We start from the raw sequence: 24479 nt of genomic DNA, 5'->3' as shown, positions 1-24479 counted from the left end.
GGAAAGGTTCCCCCATGGGCTACGCGGCATTCATCTCGTACAGCAACAGAGCGGACAGTCACCGGGCCCGGCAACTGCGAAACGCCCTGCACCGCTTCGCCAGCCCCTGGAAATTGGGAAGGGCCCTTCGCATCTTCCTCGACAAAGCCACCCTGTCGGCCGATCCGGGTCTCTGGAGCAGACTGGAGCAGGCGCTCGGCGAATCCGAGTACCTCATCCTGCTGGCATCACCCGAGTCCGCCGGGTCCGACTGGGTGAACAAGGAGATCTCCTGGTGGCGGAAGGGGTCCCGGGCGAACAAGCTACTGCTCGTCGTCACGGGAGGTGAACTGCACTGGGACCGCGCGGCGGGGGACTTCGACTGGGACCGGAGCACGTGTCTCCCCCGCGCTCTCCAGGGCCACTTCCCCGAGGAGCCGCGTTGGCTGGATCTGCGCTGGATGGGCGCGGACCACCCGGGCGATCCGCGCGATCCGCGATTCCTCGACTGTGTGGCCGACTTGGCGGCAACCCTGCACGATCGCCCCAAGGACGAGCTGATCGGCGAGGACGTGTCCCAGCGCCGCAAGTTACGGAACTTTCGCTGGATCATGCAGGGCCTGGCGATCACGCTGGGCATTGCGCTCATCGTCGCGACGGTGAGCGCCCTCATGCAGCGGAACACCGCTCGGGACCAGGCCCGCCTCGCTACCGCCCGCGAACTGGCCGCTACCGCACTGAACTTGAGCGATGACAATCTGGAGGTCGCCTCCCTCCTGGCCCTCCAGGCGTACCAGGTACAGGAGACCCCGGAGACCTTGTCTGCGCTGTATCGGCTCACGACCCACAGCCCCCGCCTGGTCCGCTTCGTACGCGGCGAGGGAACGGTGACCGCTCTGGCTCTCACCACCTCGCCCCGCTACGTCGCCGCCGGTACCGACAAGGGTTCGGTCACCGTCTGGACATCCGACGGCACGCGCGAGGTGGGGCGCGTCTCCGTCAAGGGCGAAGTCGTCGCGGTGGAGTTCAGTGACGACGGCCGGCTTCTGGCCATCGGCACCGACGCGGGCGAGACCGTCGTACACGACCTGCGCGCCCGCGATACGCGGCGGCTGTCCGCCGGAAAGGGCTCGGTGGACGCCGTCGCGTTCCGCCCGTCCAGCCATGACCTGGCGGTCTACCGCGGCGGAACGCTCAGGCTGTACCGGGCCGGGGCCGGCGAACCGTCCGCGGAGGTCGTCACCGCCTTGCGTGCCGGGGTACTGAACCTCGCCTTCCGGAACAAGGGGCGCGAACTGGTCGTGGTCACAGCCCAGGGCTGGCGCCTCTACGACGACAGGCTCCGCGGGATCTCGTCATCCGACGACGACCTGTATCCCCACAACGGGTACGTCGCCGCCGCGTCGCCGAACGGGAATTGTTTCGGATATTCCAGATTCGGGGGCGTGCAGCTGGAGTCGATCGCGCAACTGGTCAAAGGGGGCTACCCGGGAGAGCCGTCCGAGGGGAAGGGCTGTGCGGCCCAGCCGATCCTCTCCGGCAAGCAGTCGTCGAGCCTTGCCGTCTCCGACGGCAAGCGGGTCGCGGTGGGCACGAGTCAGGGCCTCGTCCTGGCCACGGAGCAGGGAGATCCGGGGAAGACGGTAGTCGATACGTTCCCCGGAATCGAGGCACCCACGGTGCTCGCCTTCTCGCCGGGTACGGGCGACCGTCTGGCCTCGGCGGACGGCAGCACCGTCGCCCTGTGGTCGCTGGGGAAGACGGCGCCCACCATGCACCGGCCCGGTATCTCCGTGCCGGACGGCGCGATGATCCCGTCGCAGCTTCCACTCGCCATGACACCGGACGGGCATATCGCGTGGAGCCACGAGTGGGACCCCGATGTGCCGTCCACACTGGACCTGCGGCCCCCGAAGGGCAACGACATGAGCGCGGGAGGGCAGACGTCCTACGAGGGGCTCGCTTTCGCGCAGGACGACGACACACTGTACGCCGCCTCACAGCACACGGTGGAAGCGTGGACGTGGAGAGACAACCTCTTTCTCGGAAAGCGGGTCTTCGCCCTGCCCGAAATCACGGACACCTTCTCCGTGCCGCCCCGCATCGCCACGAGAACGGACGGCGGCGTCGTGGTCGTGCGCTCGGACGGGTCCGTCCTCCTCTACGACCCCGGGATGGATGAACTCTCGACGGTGGTCGCGCGCACCGCACCACATCTGACGGACAACGACCGCAGACGGACGGGCCTGACCGAGTACCGGACGGCTGTCAGTGCGAAGGGGCGTCTGGCCGCCGTGGGAACCGTGGGCGGCCGTGTCGACGTCTACGAGTTGCCGTCCGGCCGTCGACTGCACCGGCTCGACCTCGACGGCCGCTCGCTCGACGTCCTGGCGCTATCGGACGAGGGCGACTCACTCTTCGCCGTCACCGACGGCCGTGTGCTGCAACGCTGGAACGTGCGGACGGGCAAGCTTCGGTGGCGGTCGGACGGTGCGGGACCTGTGGGCGTCGCGGCTGACCCCGGCGGTCGGTGGGCGGCGACGCTGGCCGGAGACGGCACCGTATGGCTGTGGGACGCCGAGACCGGTGACCGGCTCGCCGACACCACCCTCCCGGCCCCTCGTTCGTGGGGCGGTGCCGAGGGGCACGGTCCCCAGAGCAACCTCGTCTTCTCCTCCGACGGGAAACGACTGTGGTCCATCACCGAGGGAGGCAAAGTCCTGTCCTGGGACACCTCGGTCACCACCTGGATCAAGCAGCTGTGCGATCGCGTGGGCCGTCGCCTCACGGAGGCAGAACGCGCTCGATACCTGACAGCGATCTCCCGCGCACACACCGCGTGCGACCGATACCCGAACGGGACGTCCAACACGCCCTGACGAGAGCGCACGCGGGGCCGGTTGACCCGCTCCACATGCTGTCGGTGCGGGCTTCACGGATCGTCACGCGGCTTTCGCGACAAGGTGCCCATCACACCGCGGCGACAACATCCTTGCCACCAAGCCGGGATGGTTGTCTCATCGGTCTCAGCGTAGCGGTACGATGCGTGGCCCCGTCCTGTACTGTCCGCGATGCTCGATCACCGGTTCCGGCTGCGAGGGAGAAGGAATGCCCGCCGGGCAAGACAACGGGCCCTACGAATACGACGCGTTCATCTCGTACACGTGGCGACCGGACCTGGATATGGCCGGAGCAGTGCAGGACGGCCTGCAGCAATTGGCCAAGCCCTGGGCCAAACGGCGCGCTCTGCGAGTCTTCCGCGACGACACGCACATGGAGGCCACCGACGATCTGTCCAGCGGCCTTGAGGCAACGCTGGCCGGCTCGCGTTTCCTGGTCCTGGTGGCGTCGCCGCACAGCGCCAAGTCCAAGTACGTCCGCAGGGAGGTGCGGTGGTGGCGGGCCCATCGCAGCAGCCAGGACTTTCTGATCGCCTGGGTCGACGGCTCCCTGACATGGGACGACGACCACGGGGACTATGACTGGGAGCGGACCACCGCGCTGCCGGACGAACTGCGCGGCTGGTTCCGGGCGGAGCCCCTGACAGCGGACATGCGGGAGTTCACGACACGGCGGGAGGTGACGCTGCGCACCGACGACCGGTTCCGCGGGCGGGTGGCGACGCTGGCGTCGAGAATCCACGGCAGACCGAAGGACGAGTTGGTCGGCCGTGATCTCGATGAGCTGCGCAAGGGCCGCAGGTGGCGGCGCGCGGCTGTCGCGACGGTGTCCGTGGTGACGATCGCGGCGTTGACCGCCGGGGCATTATGGCTTCGGGAAGGCGGCCGTGCCGAGCGTGCGGAAGATGTCGGTCTTTCCCGGAGTCTGGCGAAGGCCGCGGAGAGCCGGTTGGCCGACAACGCCACCGACGCCGCGCGATTCGCACTGGCCGCCCGAGCGGCTGCCGACACCCCCGAGGCCCGGTCCGCACTCATGGCGGCCGTCGACGCCAATCGGTACACCGTCGGGCATGTCCGCGGGCCGGTCCCTCTGCCGTCCCGCAACCTCCCCGCTTCGGCGCCCCCGGATGCCGGCGTCGCGCTGAGCGACGACGGGGACCTGCTCGCGTACGGCACACGGGGCGAGGGGGTCGTCACGCTGTGGGACACCTCCGAACAGCGTGCGGTCGGGACACTCGATCCCCGGCGGTACGGCTCCGACGCCGGCGTACAAGAGCTGCGGTTCCTCCCCGGCAGCCACCGCCTGCTCGGTGTGCATGACGACCGCCACACCTTCCTGTGGGACACGGGCAGCCGCCGCGTGATCCACTCATTCGACTGCGGAGGCGGCTTCCCGGAGATGGCCGTCTCACCGGACGGCCGCTACTTCGCGGTACTCGACCTCGACCCGCCGCTCACCGCGCGGGACGTGACCTCGTCGCCCCGGATCTGGGACCTTTCCTCGGGACGTGAACTCCCCTCCCCCGAGCCGCCGTTCAGCGCCGGGCCGGATATCGTGTTCAGTCCGGACAGCGCGCGACTGCTCACCTTCGACGCCAAGGCGGACGATGAACCGTGGCCGCTGATGTCGTACGACATTCAGCAACGGCGTTGGAGTCAGGAGGACGCCGTCGTGGGCGGCTTCGGGGCTGCGCTGGCCACTGCGGTCGGGGGCTCCCGGCTTGCGCTGATCCGCGATGGCGCGATCGAGTTGTGGAATGACGCGGAGGGCCGCAGGATCGCTACCGCGAAGCCACCGGCTGATGGCACCTACCAGTCTGTGGCGCTGTCCGCGGACGGGGAGACCGTGGTTGCCGCCGACAACGCGTTCCGGATCTATGCCTTCGATGCCCGACTAGGATCACGTTCCTACCTGGGACAGCATGGGGAAGGGGTACTCGACCTGGCCCTGTCCCACGACGGTACCCTGCTCGCCTCGACCGCGATCGACTTTTCCGTCACCCTGTGGTCACCCGGGACGGACGCCCGGCTGCTGTCCCCCAGCGGTCACATGAACGTCCCGAGCGAAGTATCGGCGCTCGCGGTCAGCGCCGACGGGCACCGTACCGCTGTGGTGTCGAAAGGCGCGGCACAGGTGCTGCGCAGCGAAGACGGCCGGAGGATGAGGACGTTCGCCCTTGATACTCCGACGGGCGATCCCTTCGTGCACCGAGGCTATGCCGCGCTGGACCGGGACGGCGGCCGTCTGGCCGTTGTCCTGGGCGGCACGCTTCGTGTGTGGGATGTTTCCAGCGGGCGGGAACTGCTGTCACAGAAGCGCCCGATCCCTCAGGAGGCTGTATACGGTTCGGAAGGAGCGCGCTTCCTCCCCGATGGCCGTTCCCTTCTCGTCGACCGGGAAGACGGCCCGGAAGTGATCGCACTGCCCACCGGGCACGTACGGCAGAGGCTGCCGATTGACGTCCTGGGCGGGGGCTTTTCCGGGGCGGAGCAGGGGCACACGATTGTCGTCGCGGAGCAAATCCGGGCCGAAAAAACCCTGTTTGCCGTCTACCGCTGGTCCAGTGATCGTCTGAAGCGTGCCGAGACGTTCTCGACTCCCGGCATAGCTTACGAACTGGCCTTGAGTGACGACGGCAACCGGATCGCGGTCGCGAACCGGGACCGGCAGATCACACTGCGGGAGATGCGCAGCGGGGCCCTGCGGACGGTTCTCCTGGGACGACAGGACGTGTACTCGCTCTCGCTGCCGGGTACCGGCGACACCGTCGTCGTCGGCAGCGGGGACACGCTCGCGATGTGGGACTTCGCCTCCGGGCTCAGGCTCGGCGCCTGGGACACCGACGGACACCCCATGGCGGAGGGCGGCACCAGCGCTCGGCTGACGCCCACTGCCGACGGTGACGGCGTACTGGCCGCAGAGGGGCAAGGCGCGATGGCTAACTGGGCGGTGGACCCAGTGACGTGGCGCACGACTCTGTGTGGACTCGGCCTCCCGGAGCTCACCAAGGCAGAACGTGAACGCCACCTCCAGGGCCGGGACATCGGTTCACCGTGCCCCTGATGCGAGTCGAGGTCGTCCGCGCGACCGGGACACCACTACCCGGCACCCGCCCACCAGCCGTCCACCACCAATGGCGTACGGATCCACGACCCGGACCACCTGCCGGTTCGGAGCAGTAAGGCCGGCCGCAGTCGTCCTCTCCGGCGGGTCGGCCCGGCCTTGGTCGGCCGACCGGTCACGCGGGGAAGGTTCGGCCGGGGCGGACCGCGCCGGCGGCTGAGGCGGCTGAGGCGGCTGACTCAGGCAAGTAAGTCAAGCCTTACTTTCGTGGAAATCTGGCTGCATAGTGAAGGGCCGAGTCGAGAGGAAGGCCGCTGTTGTCGCAGTTCAGTGAGGGCGCCGTAGGACAGGTCGAAGTGGAGCAGGCCCACGTGTCCGCCATGTACGGCTTGCTTGATCAGCAGATCGCGGATGTACAGGTGCAGTTGGCGAAGGTGTTGAGGTCGTCGGCCGACAGCGCGGGCGAGGTGTACGCGCGGGATGTTGCCGCGGAGCGTCTGCCGAGGCAGCTTCGCCGGCTGGAGGGGGCCGAGGAAGGTTTGGTGTTCGGCCGGATCGATCACGCGGACGGAACCGTCCTGCACATCGGCCGGATCGGCCTGCACGTGGGTTCCCAGGGCCTGCCGCTGCTCGTCGACTGGCGAGCGCAAGCCGCGCGTCCCTTCTACGCGGCGACGGCCGTCCACCCGATGGGACTGCGGCGCCGCCGCCACCTGCTCGTCGTTCACCGTGTGGTCCACACGGTGAACGACGAACTGCTGGATGGATCCGCACCCGCGGCCGACGACATCGTCGGCGACGGTCCGTTGACGGAAGCGCTGGAAGCGCGGCGCACGGGGCGGATGCGTGCGGCGGTGGCGACGCTGCAGGCGGAGCAGGACGCGATCGTCCGGTCCCCGCACCAAGGGGTGACGGTGGTGCAGGGCGGCCCCGGCACGGGCAAGACCGTCGTCGCCCTGCACCGCGCGGCGTACGTGCTCTACGCGTTCGCGCGGGCCGCTGAGCGCGGTGTCCTGGTGCTCGGGCCGAACGGGCGGTTCCTCGACTACATCTCCCAGGTGCTCCCCTCACTCGGGGAGAACGACGTGGTCCTGACCACATGCGCGGATCTGACCGGGATGGTGCCCGAAACCGTGGAGCCGTCCGACGTCGCGCGGCTCAAGGGAAACCTCGCGCTGGCCGAGGCGCTGGCAAGCCTGGTGCGTTCCCGGCAGGCACCACCGGACGACGGGTTCGCCCTGCGGGTGGGGCAGGAGTGGGTCCGCCTGAAGAGCGCGGATATCGCGGCGGCGCGGGAAGCCGCGGCAACAAGCGGCCTGGCACACAACCGTGCGCGGGAGGTGTTCAAGGAGCACCTGATCAGCGCGGTCACCGACGCTCTGGAGCGTGGCACCGTCAAGGTTCTCAAGCACATCGACGCCGAGACCGCCGAGAGCACCGGCCTGGACCTCGATGCCGTGGCCGAGGCGGATCTGCGTGCCCTGGGCTTCGATGTCGACGACGCGCCTGCCGCGGACCCGCTGGAGATATTCGACGCGGACGCCGTCCGGGCAAGCCTTGGGGCCGATGCCCACCTGGACCGCGCGATGGGTTCCCTGTGGCCGCGGCTGACGCCCGAGGCGGTCGTACGGGACCTGCTGACGGACGCTCGTACGATGACCACGCACCTGCCCGTGCTCAGCGACGACGAGCGTTCCTGCCTGCTGCGTTCTCCTGGTGCCGCATGGACAGACGCCGATGTCCCGCTGTTGGACGAGGCGGCACACCTGGTGGATGGGCCGCCGGAGCGGACGTTCGGGCACGTCGTCATCGACGAGGCCCAGGAGTTGACCGCCATGCAGTGGCGGATGGTACTGCGCCGGTGTCCGGCCACATCGATGACAGTGGTCGGCGATTTCGCCCAGGCGGGACCCGCGACGGCGGCAAGCGACTGGTCTCAGGCGCTCGGCCCGCATCTCGACAACCGGTTCATCCTCCACACTCTGACTGTCAGTTACCGCACGACGCGTGAAATCCTGGCGACGACCCACGACCTGCTCTCGCGGATCTCCCCCGGTCAGGCCCCAAGCCGCTCGATCCGGCAGGGCGCCCCTCCACGCCACCTCACCGCATGCCCGCGCACCCTTACCAGCACCGTGACCGAGGAACTCCGGGCGCAGGCCGCCGCTCACCCTGGCGAACTGCTCGCCGTGATCTGCGCGGATGCCCGGGTCAAGGACATGGCATCCGCTGGTGTCGCCCGGTGGGCACGTCTCGTGCCGGCATCCGAGGCCCGGGGCCTTGAGTTCGACGCGAGCGTTGTCGTCGGCCCGGAGGAGATCGTCGCCGCTCGCCCCAGCGGCGAGCGAGACCTTTATGTCGCGCTCACCCGTGCCACCAAGAGGCTGTGCACGATCACCGTCCACCCCGTGTCACAGCGCGCCTCATCGCCCCCGCCCACCTGATCACCAGCCTGCCGCCCGGCGCGGCGACGCGTGCCCAGTTCGCCGACTGGATCAGAAGGCACTGGAAGATCGAAAACCTCCTGCACTGTGTCCACGACCGCTGCCACCATGATCGACCAGCCAAGAGATCTCGCGGGTAGGGGCGCCGTCGCGAGCGCCGCGATACCGCCGCCCGGACCGGCGGAATCTCTTGGTGATCGAGCGATGATCGGTCATGGCGACGGACCCGCGAGGGCGGTTTGCCGTCGGGGGCTGAGTAGTGCCCCACGCGCTCGGCCGAGAATTGACAGTTTGTTACTCGCTACAAACGGGTGCTCTGGTACGTCTGGCCGAAACGGTCGAACTGACAGGACACACATTCCCCACGCCTCCGAATTCCGGACAGAGACGTATTTGCGTTGGAGCGCACTCCAACTTCTAGGTTCGGAAGCATGCGATACATCAAACTCGGAACGACCGGACTGGAAGTCTCCGCCATCACCCTCGGCTGCATGAGCTTCGGCGAACCGGACCGGGGCGGCGAGCCCTGGTCGCTGGGCGCGGACGCCAGCCGGGACATCATCAAGCAGGCTCTGGAGAGCGGCGTCAACTTCCTCGACACGGCCAATGGGTACAGCGCCGGAAGCAGCGAGGAGATCGTCGGCCAGGCGGTCAAGGACTTCACCCGGCGCGAGGAGGTCGTTCTCTCCACCAAGGTCTGGATGCGGATGCGCCCCGGCCCGAACGGCGCCGGGCTGTCCCGCAAGGCGATCTTCGCCGAGCTCGATGCCTCCCTGAAGCGACTGGGGACCGACTACATCGACCTGTACCAGATCCACCGCTGGGACTACGACACCCCGATCGAGGAAACCCTTGAGGCGCTGCATGACGCGGTCAAGTCCGGGAAGGTCCGCTACATCGGAGCCTCTTCCATGTACGCCTGGCAGTTCACCAAGGCCCTTTATCTGGCTGACCTGAACGGCTGGACCCGGTTCGTGTCGATGCAGGACCACTACAACCTCATCCACCGAGAAGCAGAGCGGGAGATGCTCCCGCTCTGCGCCGACCAGGGCATCGGCGTGATCCCGTGGAGCCCGCTGGCGCGGGGCAGGCTGACGCGGGTCCGGGACACCGCCACGGCGCGTGCCGAGACCGACGAGGGCGGCAAGATCCTCTACCGCAACGAGGACCAGGCAGTGGCCGAGCGCGTCCACGAGATCGCGGGCAAGCGGGGTCTGTCCCCGGCCCAGGTCGCCCTGACCTGGGTCATGCGCAACCCGGCGGTGACCTCGCCCATCGTCGGGGTCACCAAGCCGGCCCAGCTGGCGGACGCGGTCGCCGCGGTGGACGTCGAACTCGACGAAGACGAGGCCGCCTACTTGGAGGAGCCCTACCAGCCGCACGAGGCCGCCTACCTGGAGGAGTCCTTCTACAAGCCGCACCCAGTGGCGGGCTCCCGGTAGTCCGGGCTACCGGTAGTCCGGACTACCGCCGGGCCTTCGACGAGTCCTTGGCTTCGGCCTTCACAGCCCTTGACCGGCCCGGCGGTGCTAGGTCCTGCGCGATTGCGTGATCCGCGCGCTGCCCGCCAGCGCGGTGAGCAGGATGCCCGCCACCGCGGCCGGCAGCAGGGCCACGCGCAGCGGAACGTGCCCGTGGGCATCGAAGTAACTGCTGGCCTGCTCCTCAGCGACCTCGACCTGTCCCGCGAGCGGCTCGTCGTACGGCGCCCCGGGAAGCGGCACATCATCTACCTGGACGAACTCACCTACCGCTGCGCTTCCGCGTGGATCCGCGAGCGCCACAACCGGTGGCCGGTCACGAGCAACCCGCATCTGCTGATCAACCGCTGGACCGCGATAGACACCACCCACTCTCCCACTGGACGTCAGCTTGACGTTCCGGGGTGGTTGGCGGATCCAGCCTGAGCTGTCGACCGACACCAGGGCACGCGCGTCCGCATTCACGGGCGACGGTGAGCCGCAACCGAGTCACCCGTCAGAGACGGCCGTCTTGCGGGCGCGGGCGAGTCTTGCGCGGCTCCCGTAACGCGGGTCGACAGGGATGTCGTGGGCGTCACGGCTGCGGTGGAGCATCTCGTCCGTGAGTTGAGTCCGATGGCGCGCACGGCAGGCTTGAACCTGCGTGCGGAGATCTACGATTCGGGGGACTCGCGTACCGGTTCCCGTGGCTTAGCGACCAGGATTCCTGGAACCCGCGCGCCTTCCCGTGCGGCGTGTGGGAGGCCGTCCACATCATCGAGGTCTGCCCGAGAACACGAGCGAGGTGCAGCCGACCACGGTGCACGCCGATACGCAGGGCCAGGGTGTGCCTTGCTGGTGGCGCCCCTTCGGGGGGCCGGGCCGGTATACGCCGGAATCCTGCCGCCAAGGGTTGTCCCGTAACTGCTGGTCACAACGCTGGCCAGCTTGTCGAAAGTGCGTAGCTGCTGAGTTCGCGGTGCCGGTATCGTCTGGTCTCCCGACCCGCCGTACCCGCGGCCTACGTTCAGAGAGCGATGCAGATGACCAGCCGGCAAGCAACGACGACCCTGTGGCGCCCCACCGGCCCCAAGGAGCTGGATCTGGTTCGGGAACTGCATTGGCGTGCCTGGCCACCCCGACTACCCGAGCAGCCGATCTTCTACCCGGTCCTCAACGAGGACTACGCGGTAAGGATCGCGCGGGACTGGAATGTGAAGCACGATGGCGCCGGCTTCGTCACTCGTTTTGAGGTCGAGTCGGAGTTCTTGAGCCGGTATCCCATCCAGCAGGCCGGCGGGCAGACGATTCTAGAGCTCTGGGTTCCGGCTGAGGAGCTGGACGACTTCAACGCCCACATTGTCGGCGAGATCCAGGTGGTTCACGAGTTCCGCTGAGGCGGAGAGGCCTGCTGGCGGGGCACGCTACGGTGCGATGATCCTGGCGTGGCTGGTGTGGTCACGGCGTCGGAGCCGTCCTGGACAGCTCCGTTCACCGGGCTGAGCCCGCGTGCCTTCGGGAAGCCGGTGACCGTGCTGCGGCGCGAGGGTGCGGACGCGGTCCGCAAGGGTCGGCCGTGGGGCCTGTCCCTGGATGACCGGGCGCTGCTGGTCGCGGCGTACCGGCCCACAAACCTGACGATGCGCCAGCTCGCCCCGCTGTGCGGGGTGTCGAGATCCGCCGCGGACCGCGTGATCAACCATCTCGGCCCGATGCTCGCGCTCCAGCCTCGCAAGCGGTTCGCCAGGGACATCCTGCTCATCGTCGATGGCACCCTGGTGCCCACCCGCGACCACACCATCGCCGAGCAGTCGAAGAACCACCGGTACTCCACCCATCACCAGGCCGTCATCGATGCCGACACCCGGCTCGTCGTCGTGGTCGGCCGACCGCTGCCCGGGAACCGCAACGACTGCAAGGCGTGGGAGGAATCCGGCGCCAAGGCCGCCGTCGGCAGGACACTCACGATCGCCGACGGCGGCTGTCCCGGCACGGGACTCGTCATGCCCCATCGCCGATGCAAGGGCGAAGACCTGCCCGACTGGAAGGAAGCACACAACAAGTCCCACAAGCAGGTCCGCGCCCGTGTCGAGCACGTCTTCGCCCGCATGAAGACCTTGAAGATCCTCCGTGACTGCCGCCTCAAAGGCGACGGAGTCCACCACGCCATGCGTGGCATAGCTCGGATGCACAACCTCGCCCTCGCCGGATAAGGGAGCGGGCCTCACGATGGCCAAACACGCCCGAGTTCACCCAAGATCACTTACGGGACAGCCCTTAAGGTCAGCCTCCAACACCGTGGCCTGGGCGGGTGATCCGCTAGCACTGCCGTGGGAACGGGGTTTTTGGCGGTTCTTGTGAGCCAAAGCCGCGTTTCAGAGGGCCATCCGCGCTGTTCTGCCTGCGGTGAACCCCGGCCCGACCGGGCTCGACGATCACTAAAGTCCCGTCTCATGACGACGATTACAACGCGCACGGTCGAGTACCCGGCCGACGGCCTGACCATGATCGGGCACCTCGCACTCCCGGCCGGTGCCGACCGCCGGCCCGCGGTGCTGCTCGGGCCGGAGGGCATGGGGCTCAGCGACGTCGAGCGCCGCCGGGCCGATGCTCTCGCCAAGCTGGGATACGTAGCGCTGGCCTTCGACCTTCACGGCGGGCGCTATTTGGGCGACCCCGAGGAGATGCTCGCCCGTTGCCTGCCGCTGCTCACCGACCCCGACCGGATGCGGGGCATCGGTCATGCGGCGCTCGACGTGTTGCGCGCCGAACCGCGGACCGACCCCGACCGGATCGCCGCCGTCGGCTACGGCACCGGGGGCGCCGTCGGGCTGGAACTCGGGCGCGACGGCGTCAACCTGCGCGCGATCGGGACCGTCAACGCGCTGACCACGGGCCGGCCGGGCGAGGCGGCGCGCATTCGCTGCCCGGTGTGGGCCGGGGTCGGATCGGAAGACCCGATCATGCCGCCCGCGCAACGCGACGCGTTCACCGCCGAGATGCAGGCCGCGGGCGTCGACTGGCGCCTCGTGGTCTACGGCGGCGCCTTGCACGCCTTCCACCACCCGACGGTCGACCACCCCGTGGTCCCCGGCGTCGGCTACCACCCACGGCACGCGCAGCGAGCCTGGCGCGACGTCGTCGACCTGCTCGCCGAGTGCCTGCCCGTGACGGAGGATCTGATCAGTCCAAGCCCGGCCACCCGCTGACCAGCGCCTACCGGCCACTACGGCACATTTCTTGCCTGTTCCGGTCCCCTCCCTTCCTTCAACGCCGCAGAACGCCGGCGACGCGCTCTCTGCCCAAGATCGGGGCCTCCACGCAACCTTCGGGAGTGACGAGGGGCTGCCGACCCACTTGGTGGGGCTCGGGAACATCGCAAGCCCGCAGATGAGTCGCCGCCCTGATCAGTTCAACGACGGAAGGCATCCTCGGTTCCGCTGGCCGCAGTCGCAACAGGCTCCACACGTACCGACGCACCCGCGCCCGCACCTTGGCAAGCCGCGTCGGTGTCGCCTCGTCGAGCGCGACCGGCGTGCGGAGGGCAGTGAGTTCCGGGGCCTCGGGCGCGAGCACCAGCCAATGACACAACGGAAGTTGCTCGGCCGCCGACAGGTTCGCCGCCCCGGCACGATCGCGACCGCGAGGTGCGCGGGCGTCCCCGCCGGTCCCCTCCGGTCGCCGCCGGCGGCCATCGCGCTGGACGGCAGCTACCCTGACCAGTGCGTCCGTCTGCCCCGTCCGGTCCACACACCGATGGGGCGCCACCGCCCCCGCATGCCCGATCAGCCTCTTCCCATCGGCCACCACCGACAGCACGCGATCCCACCACCTACGGGTCGGAGCCGCTCGTTTGACAGACACACTGCTGCCCGCGCAAGGAGGTCTCCACGTTCGGACGGGATTGCCGGCCACCACGCGGAATCCTGTGCGGGATGCTGGAACCACGGCGCTGACGAGGGAAGAGGACCGGCTGTGAAACTCCGCGGCATCGGCAAACGCTACGGCCGAGAGACAGCCGAGAGACATGGGTCCTCGCGGATGTGGACGTGGATCTGCCGTCCGGCGAGCTGATCGCGTTCAGCGGTGGTAACGGATCGGGGTAGTCAACCCTTCTGAAGATCCTGGTCGGTGTGACGCGGCCGACCACGGGTCGGATACCGGACCGGCCGACCCAAATCGGTTACGTGCCCGACCGGTTCCCGCCCGACCAACGGATGTCGGCGCACAGCTATCTGACCCACATGGGCCGTGTCAGCGGATGAGTGACCACGCGATCACCCCAGACGACATCCTGGTCGGCGTGCTTGCCCAACTGACCGGTGCGAGCACCGGTGTGGCAATCGGCCTGCTGGTTTCCCGTCCGGTGATCCGCCGCACCGGCTACTCGCTGATCACGGCGCGCGATCGCCAGATGATCAATTCCAAGGGATGCCTGCGGAGGGTGTGGGGTGGGCGGCGGCCGAAGCCACCGTGAGACGGTCAGGCGGCGGGCCGTCGGCCCTGGTTGTCGAGGTGGCAGCGGACAGTCAGGCGTCGGGGTCGACTTCGGGGTGCGTGAACCGCACGGGCTTGCCCAGCGACCGGGCGTAGCCGATTTCGGCTCGGGTACTGTCTCCGATGTAGTCGCCGACTACGAGCACCTCATCAGCGAGCCGGATCTTCGCCCGGTGCAGATCGTCGAGTCGAACCTTCAGTGCCTCGGCCTCGACAGGATCGGACCAAAGTTCGTGCGGCGACTTCATGTCACAGCCCGGTTTGACGACAATCTTTCCGGCTTTGGTCTCCCGCAGATCGGCCTCGTTCATCTCGGTCATGAAGCGGGTGGAGCCGCAGATCACGACGATACGCGGGAGGCCCAACAGTTTCTTCGCGTCGGCGAGCTTCTCCTCGGGGGTGAGCAGGTGCGGGGATGACACTGGTTCCTCCTGGTGGTGTGGTCCAAGGGGTGCCTGCGGAGACGGGAACGAGGCTGTCCACGATCGTCTTGCGACGAACGAGACGGACACCCTCGCGACAGCACCCTATGCGACCGACGACATGCTGAAGAAGCATCCCGACCCGGCGCCATGCCGCCCATCGGTCGGCATGACGCCCGCCTGAGCGATGCCGAACTGGTCACCCTCGCAACGACGCAGGCCATACTCGGCTACACCTCCGAGGCCAAATGGCTCCGCCACGCCCGTGCCCACCTGCGCCACCTCCTCCCCCACCCGCCTCAACAGCCCGCCTGCAACAAGCCGCTGCGCAAGGCCGCCGGTCTGATGCGAAACGTCATTGATCATGGTTTCACACGCGAACTGTCCGAGCGTGGAGTCCAACGGCGTGGTCAGCGTCGATCCTCTTGGCCGCCAGGGAGAACATCTTGGAGCTGAACCCCATCTGCTGCTTCTGCTACCTGATCATTGATCTTGATGAGGACGAGGGGGCAACCGTAGTCAAGCTTGGTGCAGTTGATCCGGCGAAGGGCGGTAACGTGACACAGCGTGCCTACTCGCACTCGGGCTGTCTGCGCGAGCGAGTCCACCCGAACATTGATCTCTGGTGGGAGTTCTGAGGCTTGGGTACCTCTCAGCGGCTCCGTCGATCTCGCCTTCAGCGTCGGCAGTGGCCTGGACGCACTGGAGGAGCATCTCCCAGGTGCCGTCGGCCGACCACTGCAAATGTCGCTTGTGGACGGTCTTCCACGGGCCGAAGCGCCAACCTCCCCTCCGCGCAACGCCTCCGCGATCAAGGCCGCCCATCAGCGACCGTCGATGGCGCTCGACCATGCTTTCGACAACCCCGTGGGAGACTGCCACAGCTCGCAGTAGCGGACGATCCGATTCCCCTCCGGCGTGCCCGGTCGCCTCGCCCGGCCCCGCTGTCCAGTGCCCGCGTCAGGCCACGTTCGCCCTGTCGGCGGTTTCGGCACCGGTTCCCGTTCGGAGGGCTCTTCGGCGGCGGACGAGCCGGCGTATCGCGGTGGGCGCCAGGCCGACGCCGGCCGAGAGCACGAGGGTTGTCGCGGCCAGGCTCGTCGTGCGCCAGGGCCAGGCCGGCCCCGACAGCTTCAGATGTCCCGAGGGGTACTCGGAGAACTTCGCGGTCATCAGCGCGGTCGCCCGGTCGGTGTGTGCGGCCAGGTCCCGCAGCACCGGATCGAAGCCGAATTCACCGCCGGCCCGTCCACCGCCGGGCATCTCCACCTCCAGACCGTGCCGGGAAGCCCAGCCCCGCAGCGGCTCGTTCACCTGCGAGGCGCGCGTGACGCCTGGGACGACCAGACGGTCAACGCCGTACGAGCCCGCGCCGTCACCCGCCGGCTGGGCGAGGAGCACCACGCCGTGCCGGGTGGTCACGCGCCCGCCCGCCGCCAGCGGGACGGAACGGAACGCGAACGACACCCCTTCGTAGACCTCGAACGCCGCCGCCGCGTCGATCTCGCCGACACCGTCGACCAGCCCGATGCCGAGCGTCGGGCGAAGCCACGGGAAGGCGGCGCCCAGGGCGTACGGAAGGTCCGCGGGGGCCTGCCGGTTCTCGGCGATCCTGGTGGGACCGTCCAGACTCCAGCCGGGGTAGGCGAGACCCTGCCCGATCCGCTCGGCCTCCGCGGTGCCCGCCAACTCCTCCACCACGCGCAGCGCGCCCACCGTGCCCGAAGTGATCCCGGCGGTCGTGGTGATCTCTCCGTCCTCGACGTACCGCTCACCGCGCTTCCAGTGCACCTTCGGGTAGTCGCGCTCAAGGGAGCCGATGTTCGACCAGAAGGAGGTGGCGTCGCGTCCGTCGAGCAACCCGGTCGCCGCCACCAGTTCGGAGCCCGCGCAGACACCGAGCACTCGGGCTCCCCGGCCGGCACGTTCGGTGATCCAGTCCCGGAGCGGTTCTTCCTTCTCACCGGACGGGTCGATGACGGCGGGGACGACCACGACGTCCGGTTCGGGCAGAGCGGCGGTGCCGGTCTCCTCCAGGGTGTGGTCGGGCAGCAGGCTCGCGCCGCCGGAGAGTGGTGAGGGCCGCCGCTTCTCGGCGACGGTGTAGACGAAGAACCGGTCCGAGGAGGCGAAGACCTCGAAGGGCGCCAGCACATCGGCGGCGACGGACCCTTCGTTGCTGACGGCGACGGCGACCGTGATCCGGCCCTCGGGCACGGCCGCCGCCGGGGGCAGCCCGCCTCTGAGCGCGGCCTTCGGCGCGGCGGTGAAGCTGTCACTCATGCCGGCGGACACCCCGGCAAAGGCGATTCCCGCGAAGGTGGCGAGGGAGAGAAGGGTGCCGAGCAGCACCCAGACAGCCCGGCGAAGCAGGCGTGACATCGAAGAACTCCGTTTCCGGGCAGGGCGAAGCAACGCGCCGTGCCCAGGGTCGAATGACGATACGAATGAAACGCGAGGAATCGGAAGAAAGGGGGCGAACCCTTGGAGTGGGTCAGCACGTGGGTCAGCGGGGGAACCCCTGGAGTGGATCCGCCCGTGGATCCGCCCGTGGATCCGCCCGTGGGTCAGCCCGTGGATCCGCTCGTGGGTCAGCCTGGGTCAGCCCGTCCCGCGCTCCGGATGACGGCCCACCGCTTCGGCGCGCGCCTGGGAGGGCGGGGTGCCGTGGTGTTCGGCGAAGAGCCGCCGCAGTTGTCTGGCGTCCCGGAAACCGCAGTGCTCGGCCACCGCCTCCACCGTCAGATCGGTCTCGGCCAGGAGCGCCCGCGCCCGCTCCAGCCGCAGCTGACGCTGGTATTCGAGCGGGGTGATCCCGGTGGCCGAGGTGAACGCCCGGCTGAGGCCGCGCGGCGACAGATGCGCCACGGCGGCGAGTTCCGCGAGGGTGTGCGGGGTGTCGAGATGCTGGGCGAGGTGATCCTGCACCCGGTGGACGGCGGGCTGGAGATGCGCCCGGTGCCGCAGGAACGCACTGATCTGTGGACTCGTCGCATCCCGGCGCAGATAGACGACCAACTCCCGGGCGACGGCGGCCGCGAGCGCCGGTCCGTGATCACGCTCGACGAGTGACAGGGCGAGATCGACACCCGCCGAGATACCCGCGCTGGTGCTGATCCGGCCGTCGTGCACGTAGAGGACGGCCTCCCGCACCCGGGCGGTGCGATAGCGCTCTCGCAGTGCGCCGGTGAGCGCCCAGTGCGTGGTGCACACCCGGCGGTCCAGCAGCCCGGCCTCGCCGAGCGCCGCGGCTCCACTGCACACGGAGGCGATCCGGGCCCCCGCGTCGTAAGCCGCGCGCAGCCAGTGCACCGCGGCTTCCGGTACGAGCGGGCGCGCGGCGGACGGCCGGTCGGATCCGGCCGTGAGCCGGGGGCCCGGGACCAGGACCAGATCGCCCGGCCCCACCACGGTCTCCGGCAGCGCGGCGAGCCCGGCCAGCCGCAGCCCCTGGGCCGAGGCCGTCTCGGGCAGCTCGGACACGTACTCCAGCCGGTAACCGGCACCGAGGAAGGCCGCCGTGTCGAAGACCTGCACGGGACCGGCCAGGTCCAGCAGGTTCACCTCCGGCAGCACCAGCACCACCGTCCGGCCGGTGCTCACCACATCCTGTTCGCTCACCCCTCCACCGTAGGCACCACCGGACCAGCCGGACAGGGCGGTACGGGACACTGAGCGGACGGATCTGGCACCCGCGGCCGAAGGCCCGAGCCCGACGAGAGAGGCACCCGCCCCGGCGTGTCCCCGACCAGGGTCCGTCGCGGGCGGGGGCGTCGGCGCCGCGCAGATCGCACACGCACCAGCCCTCGTGGCCGCCGGGGCCGCGAACGCGTGAAGGGACTGACCGGCGGCCCTGGCAAAAAGGACGGTCACGCGGTCTCGGCGTTCAGGACGCGCGCCGCGGGCTTGCGGGTGTGGGCCCACGCGGGAAGGGCGGCCAACGCCGCGACGGCCAGCAGTACGGCGAGCGCGGCGGTGAGCAGCCACGATCCCGGCGGCGTGATCCGTGTGCCGAAGAACCAGTACAGGCCGAGGCCGGCCGGAATGCCCGCCGCCACCCCGTCACGGCGAGCGTCTGCCCGACGGGCACCTCACGATCGACCTCATCGACGGCCCGCACCAGCCCCTCGTCCTGCCCGTAGGCGCGCGCCAGACCCACCGCCCGCAGCACCGGCGCACGCCCGTCAACGAATCCGCGGTCCCACACGTCACTCGTCATCCGATTCCTCCGCTTTCCCCATGCGAACCGCGGGCCGACCAGGTCCGCCCACACGCCTCCAACCAGCGCAGATCTGCCTGAAGCCGCAGGGCGATGCCCTCCAGGAGCAGTCCGGCCTCCGAGTCCGTGTCATGAGTGAGAGCGGCGTGCTGGGCTTCGGCGAGGCTGTGCAGCAACTCCCGCCGCCGCCCGTCCACCAGCACGAGCGGATCGGCCAGACCCGACTCGGCGGCGGCCACCAGCTTCAGATGAAACTCCGTCACATCCGCTCTGGGCCCGGCGCTCTCCGCCATCCACGCGGTCACCCGCTCCCGCCCCTCAGCCGTCAGCGCGTACACCTTGCGCTGCGGGCCACGCACCGGCGCATCCACCCGCTCCAGAACGACCAGCCCCGCCTTCTCCAGCCGGCCGAGCGTCACATAGATCTGCCCCGCGTTCAGCGTCTGTCCCAACGGTCCGAGCGCCACCGCCAGCCGGCGGCGCAACTCGTACCCGTGCGACGGCCCCTTGACCAGCAACGCCAGCACCGCATCCCGCACGGGCCATCCTCCTCCACGACACGCAATAGAGAGCGGTTATCCATTGAGTGTGTCAAAGCAGCCCACAGCCGCCGGGTTCGGCGAGGCGCTGAGCAGAAGGCCGAGAACGCCGGAGACACCTTTCAGGGCCCGGTCGCGCCTCGCCGCCGGCTCCGGCCATGCGGCGGCGCGGCTTTACCGCGATCCCGGGGAGCCCGCGAAGCGGGCCGAGTCGTATGTCTACCTCAGCGACCGCTGTGGGAACAGCGGTTGTCGTCCGGCCCGGCCGCCCGGCCTGATCGGCGACCGCGTCACTCCGAGCCGTAGTACAGCTGAAGGAACTCCTCCATCGCCGCGTCGACACCGGCGCGGTCACCGGTGGCGAGCAGGTCGAGCAGCAGACCCCGGACGGTGGCCAGTCCCAGTCTGGCGCGGTTCCGGGCCACGGCGGGGTCCGTACCCGCGGCGACCTCGGCGGCCATGAGCGGCTCCAGCCAGTCGTTCACGAACCCTTCGAGGAACAGGGCGGTTTCAGGACGGCCCCGCAGCGCGTGCCCGCAGATTTCGAAGAAGAGCCGCTCCTGACCGGCCAGCCGAGGGTCCGTCAGCTGCCGCCAGAGGAGCCTCGCGGCGTCGGAGGGCGAGAGACCGGGTTCCAGGCGGAATTGGGACAGCAGATCGCGCTGGCGCCGCTCCGAGGTGCGGACGATCTCGACGAGCAGCGCTTCCTTGGAGCCGAAGTAGTGGATCAGCATGCGGTGGCTGACGCCGATCGCGGCGCCCAGGCCGCGCAGGCTCAGGTCCGCGAAGCCATGTGCCGCGACGTAGTCGACGGCCGCGTTCACCAGTTGAGAACGCCGGTCCCCGTCCGTGCCGGGCGCAGCCTCACCCTCGGGATGTGAGCCGTCCATATTCATCACGTCACGAGTGTACCGATTGGTACATGCCCTGTGTACCGTGTGGTACATGAAGGCTGTCACCGTGTCGATCGACGTTCCGCAGACCCCAGAGCAGGTCTACGACTTCCTCGATGTCATGGCTCACCACGAGCGATTCACCAACCACTACCTGACCGGATGGCACTACAGCGGCCCGGGCCGCGGCATCGGATCGTGCGCCACGGTCACCGCCACGCTGGGCGGCAAGAAGACCGACGTCGCCATCGAGGTCGTCGAGGCAGACCCACCGCGGCGCATCGTCGAACGGAACGTCAGCGCGGCCGGCCGACGGCTGGCCCAGGGCGTCTACACCATCGAACCGCTGCGGATCGGCGGAAGCCGGGTCTCGTTCACATACGCCTGGGAGCGCGCCCCGCTCACCGACCGTCTGCTGGCCCCCGTCGTCCGGGCCACGATGCGGAGCGCCAACCGTACGGTCATGCAGCGCCTGGCCACCGAGTTGGCTCGCCACGTGTCCACCGCCGGATCCTGACGTCGGTCCACTTCCGCTCCGCTGTCACCGGATCAGCGGACTGCTCGTCACCATCGGCTCGTGGGGCAAGCGCCGACGTCGGCACGGCACGCCCTTCCGGACACCGTCCGTCCGCCGCCGTGCCGCCTCCCGACGCCGAGGCGGCACCCACCTCGTGCGACAGCGCACTCAGGCGGAGGCGGAGGCCACGAAGAACGGAATGGCGACGAGGAAGCGGCCGGCCTCGGCGCGTCGGCGCTGTTCGGCGAGCCACGCGTCCGCCTGGTCAGGGCCGACGGCGCCACTGGCGCAGGCCTGCTCGGCGAGCCTCACGAGCAACGACAGCATCGCGGGGTCGGTGAACACGGTGGTGTGCGCCTCGACCGTGACATCGTCGAAGCCACCGGCCAGGAGCAGGTTGCGGTACTGGCGGCCGGCGCGGGGTGTGCCCAGGAGGTCGGCGCGGGCGTGCACCATCGTGCGGGTGAGCGCCGCGTCATCCGAGTCGATCATGATGGCGTCCCAGTCCTGACCGACCAGGACGATCCTGCCGCCCGGACAGAGAACCCGTCGTGCCTCCGCCACCGCGCGTTCTGGCTCCTGGAGTACGTGAAAGACCTTGTCGGCACGGTAGCCGCGCACGCTTGCGTCGGCGAACGGCAGAGCCTCCGCCCCCGCCTCCCGGAACTCCGCCTGCGACCACCGCTTCCGCGCCGCGGCCAGCATCCAGGGGCTGGGGTCCACGCCCACCGCGTGGACGCCGCGTTCGACCAGTTCGGCGACGGCCCGTCCGGCGCCGCAGCCGACGTCCACGACGGTCGAGCCCGGGACTGGGGACAGCAGTTCGTAGGAGCGGGCCCGCAGCCGAACGGCGCTCGGCATCTGGTCCGCGGCGTCGAGGACGGCCAGCAGGGCTTCGGTGTCGCGGTGCTCTGCCACCGCATCCTGATTCTTGGACATGGACGTCATGCTGCGACTTAATGTCGGCATGAAGTCAAGCGACGACGGACCGGCCGGTACGTTGAGCATCGGCGCCCTCGCGGCACGTTTCGGCCTGGCCACACACGTGCTGCGACATTGGGAGGCGATGGGCCTGTTGCACCCCGGACGGGACGCCGGCGGGCGCCGCCGCTACGGTGCGGACGACCTCACCCGCGTGGCGACGATCCTCATGTTGAAGGACGCCGGCCTTGGTCTGAGCACCATCAGGAGCCTGTCCGCGACCATCGACCGCGGCACGCGGCACGCGATCCTGCGCCCCGCGGCCGAGGAACTCCGGTCGAGAATCGCAGCGGCCCAGGCCTCATTGGAGCTCATCGAGGGCGGCCTGAACTGCGCGTACGAGGACGTCTCCCAGTGCCCGAACTACCGGCGGCTCATCACCGAGCGGGCCGGCCCCGACGTCGGGCCGGAGAGCCGGTGAACGGGGCCGTGGCACCGACCTCATGAGACAGGATCTCGTCGTCGATCTTCACGCACCGGCCGGTGATGAAGGCGTCCAGGCGCTCGGTCGGCATGGCTGTCCTGATCGCGGCGCGCGCTGCCGAGCTGAGGTGTGGGGCATCGCGGCGGTGCGATGCCCCACTCATGCCGGATGATCCGCCCCGTTGCCGTGCGGTCACCGAATGGGGGCGGCCTCGGCGGCTTCCGCGTCGTTCGTGGGCGAGGGGGCTGGGTTGCTCGGGCCGCGGAGTGCGATGTGGACGAGCAGCACGCCCATGACGGCGACGCCTGCCCACATGGCCTGCTGCCATCCGTCGACGAAGGACTGCTGGGCGGCGTGGACCAGGTCCTGTGCGTATGAGCCCGCGCTGTCGGCGGCCTCGACGGCGTTGGCGATGCCTTCCCGCGCGGTGTCCGCGGTTGACCGCGGGATGCCGTGCAACCTGTCGTCGATGGCGCCGCGGTACCCGGCCGACAGAAGCGCGCCGAGCATGGCGACACCGAGTGCGGTGCCGAACTCGCGGGTGACGTCGTTGAGAGCGGAGGCGACGCCCTGCTTCTCGCGTGGCAGGGAGCTGGTGATGGCTTCGGTGGAGGGCGTCATCGACAGGCCCATGCCGATGCCCATGGCGAGCATGCCGGGAAGGATGGACACATAGCCGCCGTCGACGGAGACGAAGAGAGCCATGAGGGCCAGACCGGCGCCGGCCAACGCGATTCCCACGGTCATGGTCGCGCGGGCGCCGACGCGCGCGGCCATGGTGGGGGCCAGGCCGGAGGTCGCCATCATCATCACGGCCATGGGCATCAGCGCGAGCGTGGACAGCAGTCCCGACCAGCCGAGCACGGCCTGGAAGAACGGGAAGAGGACCACGGCTATACCGGCCTGCACACCGAAGACCACGAGCAGCGTGATCGAGCCGCCGGCCAGGCCCCGCTCGCGGAACAGGCGCACGTCCAGCAGCGACGCGTCCCGGCGGCGCAGCTCCCAGGACACGAAGGCGATGGCCGCGATGAGCCCGACGGCGAGGCTGATCAGGGTGGCCGGAGCGGTCCAGCCGCGCTCCGGTCCCTCCTGTAGGACGAAGATGAGCCCGACCACGGCGACGGCCGATAGCAGCGCGCCGACGGAGTCGAAGGAATGGCCGGACTTCTCGCGGGAGTTGGGAACCGACTTCAGCGTCATGACCAGGGCCACGACGATCAGCACCACGGGCAGGACGAACAGCCGGCGCCAGCTCGCCACGTCGACCAAGAGCGCGGAGAGGAACATGCCGATGATGCCGCCGCCTCCGGCGACGCCCGTCCACACACCGATCGCTCTTCCGCGCTGCTCCTCGGGGAAGGTGGAGGTGATGACGGCAAGGGTGATGGGCATGATCACCGCAGCGCCGATACCGCCGGCCACGCGCGCGGCGAGCATCACCTCGGCCGTCGGCGCCAGGCCCGCCGCGACGCTCGCGACGCCGAAGACGGCCAGCCCGGCGATCAGCATGGGCCTACGGCCCAAGCGGTCACCGATGGCGCCGAGCGGCAGCAGCAGTGCGGCCAGGGTCAGGGTGTAGATGTTGATGATCCACAGGACCGTGCTCTGCGAGGCGCCGAACTCGACGGCCATGTGGGTCTGGGCGACGTTCAGCCCGGACACCGACGCGATGACGGCCATCAGCGCGATCGAGACGGTGACCAGGATCGCGCGCAGCTGACGCTCGTCGGGCGCGGCTGCGCCGATCGCGGCAGCGGCTGCCACCTGCGGAGGCTGGTTCGTAGGCATGGATTCCTCTCAAAACGGCATACGGAGTCAGCGCCGGAGCACGGCCGGTCGCCGAGTGAACGGGGTGGGGGCCGCGCGCCGTGTGATGCGGTCGCGCGGTGGGCCGGTACGGGCCGGGCGTCAGGCGGGTGGTCCCAGCCGTTCTGGATCACTACGAGGACCGTAAACGCACTGTGCGTCGAGGGCATACAACGTTGCCTACGACGCAAGAGGATGGCGAGTTGAACAGCCTGGTACGCAAACGGATCCGGGCTCGCGCGGGCACGGGGCCGGTCTCCGAAGGAACGTCGAGAACGGTCGGCGCGGCCTCGCACCGGACCAGTTGGTCACCCTCGCCCACGCCCGGGAC

General features: G+C 69.3%; 20 protein-coding genes and 2 pseudogenes. 13 read left to right on the top strand and 9 right to left on the bottom strand.

Going from position 1 to position 24479, the window contains the following annotated elements:
* Positions 1–14: 14 nt before the first annotated feature.
* From ABTZ59_RS20865 to ABTZ59_RS20845, 5 genes and pseudogenes are all read left to right on the top strand, one after another.
* A complete protein-coding gene (locus ABTZ59_RS20865; protein ID WP_351406565.1) occupies positions 15–2858 on the top strand; it encodes a toll/interleukin-1 receptor domain-containing protein in 2844 nt (947 codons plus the stop codon).
* A 229-nt stretch (positions 2859–3087) separates the two neighbouring features.
* On the top strand, positions 3088–5943 hold the full coding sequence (locus tag ABTZ59_RS20860) for a TIR domain-containing protein (protein ID WP_351406558.1): 2856 nt from the start codon (positions 3088–3090) through the stop codon (positions 5941–5943).
* Positions 5944–6260: 317 nt separating this feature from the next.
* Complete coding sequence (locus ABTZ59_RS20855) at positions 6261–8387, top strand: HelD family protein (protein ID WP_351406552.1); 2127 nt, start codon at positions 6261–6263, stop codon at positions 8385–8387.
* Positions 8318–8527, top strand: a pseudogene (locus ABTZ59_RS20850) (hypothetical protein); the annotation flags it as partial. The gene ABTZ59_RS20855 and the pseudogene ABTZ59_RS20850, both read left to right, overlap by 70 nt.
* A 291-nt stretch (positions 8528–8818) precedes the next feature.
* Positions 8819–9829 carry an aldo/keto reductase gene (locus ABTZ59_RS20845; RefSeq protein WP_351406543.1) on the top strand — a complete coding sequence of 337 codons (1011 nt, stop codon included), beginning with the start codon at positions 8819–8821 and terminating at the stop codon, positions 9827–9829.
* 87 nt (positions 9830–9916) lie between these two features.
* On the opposite strand, the gene ABTZ59_RS20840 is transcribed toward ABTZ59_RS20845, so the two are convergent.
* Positions 9917–10111, bottom strand: coding sequence for a LapA family protein (locus tag ABTZ59_RS20840; protein WP_351406536.1), 195 nt, complete (start codon positions 10109–10111; stop codon positions 9917–9919).
* 773 nt (positions 10112–10884) lie between these two features.
* Here ABTZ59_RS20840 and ABTZ59_RS20830 point away from each other — a divergent pair.
* From ABTZ59_RS20830 to ABTZ59_RS20815, 4 genes are all read left to right on the top strand, one after another.
* The gene (locus tag ABTZ59_RS20830) at positions 10885–11244 is read left to right on the top strand and encodes a hypothetical protein (protein WP_351406529.1); all 360 of its coding nucleotides are present in this window, start codon (positions 10885–10887) and stop codon (positions 11242–11244) included.
* A gap of 48 nt (positions 11245–11292) precedes the next feature.
* Positions 11293–12060, top strand: a complete 768-nt coding sequence (locus ABTZ59_RS20825) for a transposase (RefSeq protein ID WP_351406522.1) — start codon at positions 11293–11295, stop codon at positions 12058–12060.
* A 240-nt stretch (positions 12061–12300) separates the two neighbouring features.
* On the top strand, positions 12301–13056 hold the full coding sequence (locus ABTZ59_RS20820; protein WP_351406502.1) for a dienelactone hydrolase family protein: 756 nt from the start codon (positions 12301–12303) through the stop codon (positions 13054–13056).
* Positions 13057–14108: 1052 nt separating this feature from the next.
* On the top strand, positions 14109–14324 hold the full coding sequence (locus ABTZ59_RS20815; RefSeq protein ID WP_351406492.1) for a hypothetical protein: 216 nt from the start codon (positions 14109–14111) through the stop codon (positions 14322–14324).
* A gap of 52 nt (positions 14325–14376) precedes the next feature.
* On the opposite strand, the gene ABTZ59_RS20810 is transcribed toward ABTZ59_RS20815, so the two are convergent.
* Positions 14377–14766, bottom strand: a complete 390-nt coding sequence (locus ABTZ59_RS20810; RefSeq protein ID WP_351406484.1) for a hypothetical protein — start codon at positions 14764–14766, stop codon at positions 14377–14379.
* 121 nt (positions 14767–14887) lie between these two features.
* On the opposite strand from ABTZ59_RS20810, the pseudogene ABTZ59_RS37410 reads away from it, so the two are divergent.
* Positions 14888–15123, top strand: a pseudogene (locus ABTZ59_RS37410) (IS982 family transposase); the annotation flags it as partial.
* Between the two features lie 89 nt (positions 15124–15212).
* Positions 15213–15404 carry a hypothetical protein gene (locus ABTZ59_RS20800; protein WP_351406809.1) on the top strand — a complete coding sequence of 64 codons (192 nt, stop codon included), beginning with the start codon at positions 15213–15215 and terminating at the stop codon, positions 15402–15404.
* A 322-nt stretch (positions 15405–15726) separates the two neighbouring features.
* On the opposite strand, the gene ABTZ59_RS20790 is transcribed toward ABTZ59_RS20800, so the two are convergent.
* From ABTZ59_RS20790 to ABTZ59_RS20770, 5 genes are all read right to left on the bottom strand, one after another.
* A complete protein-coding gene (locus ABTZ59_RS20790; protein ID WP_351406473.1) occupies positions 15727–17148 on the bottom strand; it encodes a DJ-1/PfpI family protein in 1422 nt (473 codons plus the stop codon).
* A 219-nt stretch (positions 17149–17367) separates the two neighbouring features.
* On the bottom strand, positions 17368–18387 hold the full coding sequence (locus tag ABTZ59_RS20785) for a GlxA family transcriptional regulator (RefSeq protein WP_351406464.1): 1020 nt from the start codon (positions 18385–18387) through the stop codon (positions 17368–17370).
* A gap of 248 nt (positions 18388–18635) precedes the next feature.
* Complete coding sequence (locus tag ABTZ59_RS20780) at positions 18636–18824, bottom strand: hypothetical protein (RefSeq protein ID WP_351406457.1); 189 nt, start codon at positions 18822–18824, stop codon at positions 18636–18638.
* A gap of 157 nt (positions 18825–18981) precedes the next feature.
* Complete coding sequence (locus tag ABTZ59_RS20775; protein ID WP_351406451.1) at positions 18982–19524, bottom strand: PadR family transcriptional regulator; 543 nt, start codon at positions 19522–19524, stop codon at positions 18982–18984.
* 290 nt (positions 19525–19814) lie between these two features.
* Positions 19815–20420: a TetR/AcrR family transcriptional regulator gene (locus tag ABTZ59_RS20770; RefSeq protein ID WP_351406791.1), complete on the bottom strand. Its 606-nt coding sequence runs from the start codon at positions 20418–20420 to the stop codon at positions 19815–19817.
* Positions 20421–20469: 49 nt separating this feature from the next.
* Between ABTZ59_RS20770 and ABTZ59_RS20765 the strand changes: the two genes are divergently transcribed.
* Positions 20470–20934, top strand: a complete 465-nt coding sequence (locus ABTZ59_RS20765; protein WP_351406444.1) for an SRPBCC family protein — start codon at positions 20470–20472, stop codon at positions 20932–20934.
* Positions 20935–21102: 168 nt separating this feature from the next.
* Here the strand turns inward: ABTZ59_RS20765 and ABTZ59_RS20760 are convergent, their stop codons facing one another.
* Positions 21103–21873: a methyltransferase domain-containing protein gene (locus ABTZ59_RS20760; protein WP_351406432.1), complete on the bottom strand. Its 771-nt coding sequence runs from the start codon at positions 21871–21873 to the stop codon at positions 21103–21105.
* A 28-nt stretch (positions 21874–21901) separates the two neighbouring features.
* Here ABTZ59_RS20760 and ABTZ59_RS20755 point away from each other — a divergent pair, with 28 nt between their 5' ends.
* Positions 21902–22336 carry a MerR family transcriptional regulator gene (locus tag ABTZ59_RS20755; RefSeq protein WP_351406785.1) on the top strand — a complete coding sequence of 145 codons (435 nt, stop codon included), beginning with the start codon at positions 21902–21904 and terminating at the stop codon, positions 22334–22336.
* Positions 22337–22531: 195 nt separating this feature from the next.
* On the opposite strand, the gene ABTZ59_RS20750 is transcribed toward ABTZ59_RS20755, so the two are convergent.
* Complete coding sequence (locus ABTZ59_RS20750; protein WP_351406424.1) at positions 22532–24130, bottom strand: MFS transporter; 1599 nt, start codon at positions 24128–24130, stop codon at positions 22532–22534.
* Positions 24131–24479: the final 349 nt, after the last annotated feature.

Source organism: Streptomyces sp. NPDC094034 (assembly GCF_040303865.1).
Taxonomy (GTDB): domain Bacteria; phylum Actinomycetota; class Actinomycetes; order Streptomycetales; family Streptomycetaceae; genus Streptomyces.
Note: the sequence above shows the minus strand (reverse complement) of the source record. Positions and strands in the feature narration are given on the sequence as shown.